The 6,022-nt window shown below is 42.0% G+C and carries 8 protein-coding genes; 6 read left to right on the top strand and 2 right to left on the bottom strand.

All coding sequences use genetic code 11. The features are described 5' to 3' along the window. Positions 1–320: 320 nt before the first annotated feature. The 5 genes from rpmH (at position 321) to mnmE (ending at position 4,185) form a co-directional block, all read left to right on the top strand. The gene (gene rpmH, locus M1E96_RS20710) at positions 321–464 is read left to right on the top strand and encodes a 50S ribosomal protein L34 (protein WP_004906236.1); all 144 of its coding nucleotides are present in this window, start codon (positions 321–323) and stop codon (positions 462–464) included. Between the two features lie 21 nt (positions 465–485). Then, positions 486–845, top strand: a complete 360-nt coding sequence (gene rnpA, locus M1E96_RS20705; protein WP_081336048.1) for a ribonuclease P protein component — start codon at positions 486–488, stop codon at positions 843–845. Then, positions 809–1,069: a membrane protein insertion efficiency factor YidD gene (gene yidD / locus M1E96_RS20700; RefSeq protein ID WP_070929843.1), complete on the top strand. Its 261-nt coding sequence runs from the start codon at positions 809–811 to the stop codon at positions 1,067–1,069. Before rnpA ends, yidD begins: the two co-directional genes overlap by 37 nt. Positions 1,070–1,071: 2 nt before the next feature. Beyond that, positions 1,072–2,721 (top strand): membrane protein insertase YidC, encoded by a 1,650-nt coding sequence (gene yidC, locus M1E96_RS20695; RefSeq protein WP_140179906.1) that lies wholly within the window; start codon positions 1,072–1,074, stop codon positions 2,719–2,721. Between the two features lie 99 nt (positions 2,722–2,820). Further along, on the top strand, positions 2,821–4,185 hold the full coding sequence (gene mnmE / locus M1E96_RS20690; protein ID WP_272580823.1) for a tRNA uridine-5-carboxymethylaminomethyl(34) synthesis GTPase MnmE: 1,365 nt from the start codon (positions 2,821–2,823) through the stop codon (positions 4,183–4,185). Positions 4,186–4,361: 176 nt separating this feature from the next. Here mnmE and M1E96_RS20685 read toward each other — a convergent pair whose 3' ends face one another. Together M1E96_RS20685 and M1E96_RS20680 are read right to left on the bottom strand one after the other, a co-directional pair. After that, on the bottom strand, positions 4,362–4,538 hold the full coding sequence (locus tag M1E96_RS20685) for a hypothetical protein (RefSeq protein ID WP_175442589.1): 177 nt from the start codon (positions 4,536–4,538) through the stop codon (positions 4,362–4,364). 27 nt (positions 4,539–4,565) lie between these two features. Next, on the bottom strand, positions 4,566–4,742 hold the full coding sequence (locus tag M1E96_RS20680; protein ID WP_272580822.1) for a hypothetical protein: 177 nt from the start codon (positions 4,740–4,742) through the stop codon (positions 4,566–4,568). A 503-nt stretch (positions 4,743–5,245) separates the two neighbouring features. On the opposite strand from M1E96_RS20680, the gene M1E96_RS20675 reads away from it, so the two are divergent. Then, positions 5,246–6,019, top strand: a complete 774-nt coding sequence (locus M1E96_RS20675; protein WP_140179902.1) for a transferase — start codon at positions 5,246–5,248, stop codon at positions 6,017–6,019. Positions 6,020–6,022: the final 3 nt, after the last annotated feature.

Raw genomic sequence — 6,022 nt, 5'->3', positions numbered from 1 at the left:
GGGTGGAGTCCGTATAATCTTCCACCCTGTGTACTGCGTCGAAGCGATTTTTATGATGACTCATTTACGTTTAGGTAAGTGATTAAAATGAAAACACCGCTTTATGCGCTGTGACAGTATATGTCAGCAAACCTGTCAGCCAGGCTATAAATAAAAGTGGTTTGATTGCGTCATTTCATTGACGTGACCCCCTATGTTTTATTACAATCCTGCCTCTTTCTATATTGTTGCGATAGAGGCACAGGTGTAAATCAGTTTCCACTGGTTGCCAACGCGTTTACTGAATCAGTAATAAATTTAAAAGTTAGGTAGAAATCGTTATGAAACGCACTTTTCAACCGTCCGTACTGAAGCGCAACCGTTCACACGGTTTCCGTGCTCGTATGGCCACTAAAAATGGTCGTCAGGTTCTGGCTCGCCGTCGTGCTAAAGGCCGCGCTCGTCTGACCGTTTCATCTAAGTAATAAAGCTAGCCCTCTATTCTAGTGGTTACGCTCGCTTTTACCCGGGAGTTACGTTTGTTAACTCCCAGGCACTTCGATAATGTCTTTAAGCAGCCGCAGAGGGCGAGTTCCCCAGAGATAACAATCCTTGGTCGCCTAAACGAGCTGGGGCATCCCCGCATCGGTCTTACCATCGCCAAAAAAAATGTTAAACGAGCTCATGAGCGAAATCGTATTAAACGATTAGCCCGTGAATATTTTCGTTTGCATCAACATGAGTTACCTCCAATGGATTTTGTGGTATTGGTAAGGAGAGGGGTAGCTAATCTCGATAACCAGCAAATCACGGAAGCATTGGGTAAGTTATGGCGTCGGCACAATCGCTTGGCTCAAAAATCCTGATCGGGCTGATTAGGGGGTACCAATTGGCGATTAGTCCGCTATTGGGGCCTCGTTGCCGTTTTAATCCAACTTGTTCAAATTATGGAATTGAGGCATTGCGCAGGTTCGGAATGTTAAAAGGTAGTTGGTTAACAGCGAAACGCGTATTAAAATGCCACCCTTTACACGCTGGTGGTGACGATCCTGTTCCACCTAAAAAAAACGATGATAATAGAGAATTATAACGATGGATTCGCAACGCAATCTTCTACTCATCGCTTTGCTATTTGTTTCGTTCTTAGTCTGGCAGGCTTGGGAAAGCGATAAAGTTACCCAAGATGTAAAAACTGTCCAAACGACACAACAAACAGATATGCCAAGCAGTGATTCCCAAACTGTAACGAGCAGTGGGCAAGGTAAGCTGATCACAGTGAAAACAGATGTGTTAGATTTACGCATCAATACACGTGGTGGTGATATCGATGAGGCTGACTTGTTAGCCTATCCTGCGACCCTTCATTCGGAAGATCCTTTCCGCTTACTAGAAACTACACCAGGTTTTCTCTATCAGGCACAAAGTGGTCTGATTGGCCAACATGGCCCTGATAACCCAGCGAATAACAATGGTCAACGTCCTGTTTATAATACGGCTGAATCTAGCTTTGTATTACAGGATGGCCAAGATGAGCTACGTGTTCCAATGACATTCACCGATAAAGACGGTGTGGTTTATCAAAAAACCTATGTCTTAAAACGCGGCCATTACACTGTTGATGTTGAATACAATATTCAAAACCCAACAGCACAAGCTTTGAACCTCGCTTTCTTTGGTCAGTTGAAACAGACTATTCAATTACCAAAAGAGCGTGATACGGGTAGCAGCAACTTTGCATTACATACTTATCGTGGTGCGGCTTATTCTTCTGATGAAACTAACTATAAAAAATATAGTTTTAGCGATATTGAAGATAAAAACCTCAGCATTACCACTAAAGGTGGCTGGGTAGCGATGCTGCAACAGTATTTCGCGACGGCATGGGTTCCTGCAAGTAGCGAAAAAAGCACTTTCTATACCATCGACCTTGATAAAACCGCTGCAATCATTGGTTATAAGAGTGAGCCTGTGACCATTGCTGCAAACGGTGCGGGTACATATTCATCGACATTGTGGATTGGTCCTGAAATCCAGTCAGAAATGGCGGATGTTGCTCCACACTTAGATTTAACCGTTGATTATGGTTGGTTATGGTTTATCTCTCAGCCACTGTTCAAACTGCTGAAATTCATTCACGGTTTTGTCGGTAACTGGGGTATTGCTATCATTGTTATTACCTTTATTGTCCGCGGTATCATGTACCCGCTGACTAAAGCACAGTACACTTCAATGGCGAAAATGCGTTTACTGCAACCTAAACTGGCTGCAATGCGTGAACGTATTGGTGATGACAAACAGCGTATGAGCCAAGAAATGATGGCGATGTATAAAGCAGAAAAAGTTAACCCGCTGGGTGGCTGTTTACCTCTGCTGATCCAGATGCCAATCTTCCTTGCCCTTTACTACATGTTGATGGGGTCTGTTGAGCTGCGTCATGCACCATTCTTTGGTTGGATACAGGACTTGTCAGCACAAGATCCATACTACATCCTTCCAGTGCTGATGGGTGTGACTATGTTTGTTATTCAGAAGATGTCGCCAACGGCGGTAACTGACCCAATGCAGCAGAAGATCATGACTTATATGCCTGTCGTGTTCACGATCTTCTTCCTGTGGTTCCCATCAGGTCTGGTACTGTACTATATCGTGAGTAACTTAGTGACTATTATCCAGCAACAGATTATCTATCGTGGTCTGGAAAAACGTGGTTTACATAGTCGCGATAAGAAAGAAAAGAAATAATGTAAATCATAGATGAGCCTTCTGCTCAGCTATCGATATAATATTAAGGCGGCCATTTAATGACCGCCTTAATTCGTTATAGGATGACAGAGAAACATTATGCAAACCAATGATACGATTGTTGCGCAGGCAACGCCTCCTGGTCGTGGTGGGGTCGGTATATTACGAGTATCAGGCCCAAAAGCGGCATTCGTTGCTCAAACTGTATTGGGCAAACTACCAAAACCACGTTATGCAGACTACCTGCCTTTTCGTGATGTCAATGATAGTGTGCTTGACCAAGGGATTGCGCTTTTCTTTCCCGGCCCTAACTCCTTTACAGGTGAAGATGTTTTAGAACTACAAGGGCATGGTGGCCCTGTCATTCTTGATTTATTACTCAAACGTATTTTAACCATTGATGGTATTCGTATTGCTAACCCTGGCGAATTCTCTGAGCGTGCATTTTTAAATGATAAGCTGGATTTAGCACAAGCAGAAGCGATTGCTGATTTGATTGATGCGAGCTCAGAACAAGCTGCGCGTTCAGCGATGAATTCACTGCAAGGCGCTTTTTCTGCACAAATTCATCATATGGTTGAAGCATTAACGACTTTACGTATTTATGTTGAAGCTGCGATTGATTTTCCTGATGAAGAAATTGATTTTCTTTCTGATGGTAAAATCGAAGCCAAGCTGGATGAGGTGATTGCCGACTTAGGACGTGTTCGCGGCGAAGCGCGTCAAGGCAGTTTACTGCGTGAAGGGATGAAAGTGGTGATCGCTGGTCGTCCAAATGCAGGTAAATCAAGCTTATTGAATGCATTAGCAGGTCGTGAAGCTGCGATTGTAACCGATATCGCAGGTACGACCCGTGATGTCTTACGTGAACATATTCATATTGATGGCATGCCACTACATATTATTGATACGGCAGGTTTACGCGAAGCAAGTGACGAAGTTGAACGTATTGGTATTGAGCGAGCGTGGAAAGAGATTGAGCAGGCGGATCGGGTACTGTTTATGTTAGATAGTACAACCACCGATGCTACGGAGCCACAAGATATTTGGCCTGAATTTATGGCCCGTTTACCCGATACTTTGCCTGTCACTGTGATCCGCAATAAAGCAGATAAAACGGGAGAACAAATTGAATTTATTGAAGATGCCCGTTATCCACTGATCCGCCTTTCTGCTCGAGAGGAAAAGGGCATTGATTTGCTGCGCGACCATCTTAAAGAAACGATGGGTTTCAATAGCAATATGGAAGGTGGTTTTTTGGCACGTCGTCGCCACTTGCAAGCACTGGATGCCGCAGCGATACATTTAGCGCGAGGCCATGAGCAGTTAGTGGTGGCTCGTTCAGGTGAACTACTGGCGGAAGAATTACGTTTAGCACAACAAGAACTCAGTGAGATTACGGGTGAATTCACCTCAGATGACTTGTTAGGCCGTATTTTTTCTAGTTTTTGTATTGGTAAATAATTGCTCAAATCGTTTTGTTATACTATTGTTACAAGAAGTAGTGAAAATAGCCTCATCAAAAATTTGATGAGGCTATGGTTATTTATCACGAGTTTTGTTGACCGATTATCTGTCTTGACTGATCGGTATTATCTCGATGATATGTGGAGTCTTTACTCTATATCTGTAAACAATGATTAAAGTGGCAGACCTGGCAGAACAGGTAAATCAGGCAAATCAATGTCTAAACAGATAACAGCACCTGTAATTGGATCAACCACCGCTTGGATACAAACGTCGATATCATCTGCTGCTGCGTAGGTTGCAAAAGCTGATGAGAAAAGCATTGAGATAGCTAACAGTAAGTGTTTCATGATTATCTCCAACATTGTAAATAGTTATTAAAGGCCGAGACCTGGCAGAACAGGTAAATCTGGCAAATCAATGTCTAAACAGATAACAGCGCCTGTAATCGGATCAACGACTTCTTGGAGACAAACATCGATATCATCTGCCGCAGCATAGGTTGCGAAAACAGAAGAGCAAAGTATTGATAGACCTAACAGTAAGTTTTTCATGAACCATCTCCTATAAGGATAAATGATTATCAAAGATTCAGACTAGGAAACACGGGAATATCAACATCTATACTGATATCAGCGCCTGTAATGGAATTAATAACTGCTTAAATATTAGCGCCAGAACCATTCGCTACAGCATAGATGATGAAAAATGACTAACAAATCAGAGAGATACCTAACAATAAATGCTTCATGACTATCTCCTGTTGTTTGAAAGTCATTTGAAGTCTAGTTAGGCGTAACCGGCATAATACCAGCATTAATAAATTAATGTGATCTGTATCATAATTAACAGATCAAAATCAATTGATTGATTTTGTTTTGCTAATTAAATCAATAAATTCAAACTCTTATATTGTGGCCGGAATATTCTCATTAAATTCATTGGTTTATTTTTAGAGTAAAAAAAGTAGCAAATAACGAAAGTTTAATATTTCGTTAAGCTCTATTCCTGATTACTTATTACAATACTGATTAATATGAATATCAGGTCTAAATTAATGAACGATATCACGACGATAAACATTTATAGCTTTGTACAGCGCCCTGATTTGATCGAACAGTCGGAGGTGCTGTTAGACGCCTTATGGCCACAATTCATGTGTGAAACCGCAGTTCCCGATGAGTATTGGGAACAACTCTATCAAGAACCAATGAATCATTTCCAATTTTTAGCCGCCACAACGGTTAAGGGGAAAGAAACGGTTATTGGGGTAATTAAAGCTGTGCCTTTTCAATGGGCTGATAGTGATCTGACTAAGCTAAAAGAGTTTGGTTGGGATGATATTTTTAACTTTGCGATTGAGAACAAACAAGGGGATACCCGCTATGTTTCAGCGTTATCAGTCACGGTTGAACCTAAATATCGTGGGTATCACATACCCGAATTGTTAATTAGCGCGTTGAAAAAAGCGGCGATGAACTATGGTGCAAAAGCCGTTGTCGTACCTGTTCGCCCAACGCTCAAACATTGTTATCCATTGCAATCATTCGATGATTATTGTGCTTGGAAAAATGAAAAGGGTGAGCCATTTGATCCATGGATCCGCACACATTGGCGACTAGGTGGTAAAATTTTATGGCCAATATACCGTTCAATGGTGATAGAAGGCACTATTGAACAGTGGGAGTCATGGACAGGTATGCGTTTTATGCAGTCAGGTCAATATGTAGTGCCTAGCGCACTTGTACCTGTTTCTGTTGATTTTGAAAAACAATGGATTGAGTATATCGAACCGAATTTGTGGATGATACACCCATTGGAACATGGATAACGA

The organism is Providencia sp. PROV236 (genome assembly GCF_033676985.1).
GTDB classification, from domain to species: domain Bacteria; phylum Pseudomonadota; class Gammaproteobacteria; order Enterobacterales; family Enterobacteriaceae; genus Providencia; species Providencia manganoxydans.
This window is presented reverse-complemented; position numbering and strand designations above follow the sequence as displayed.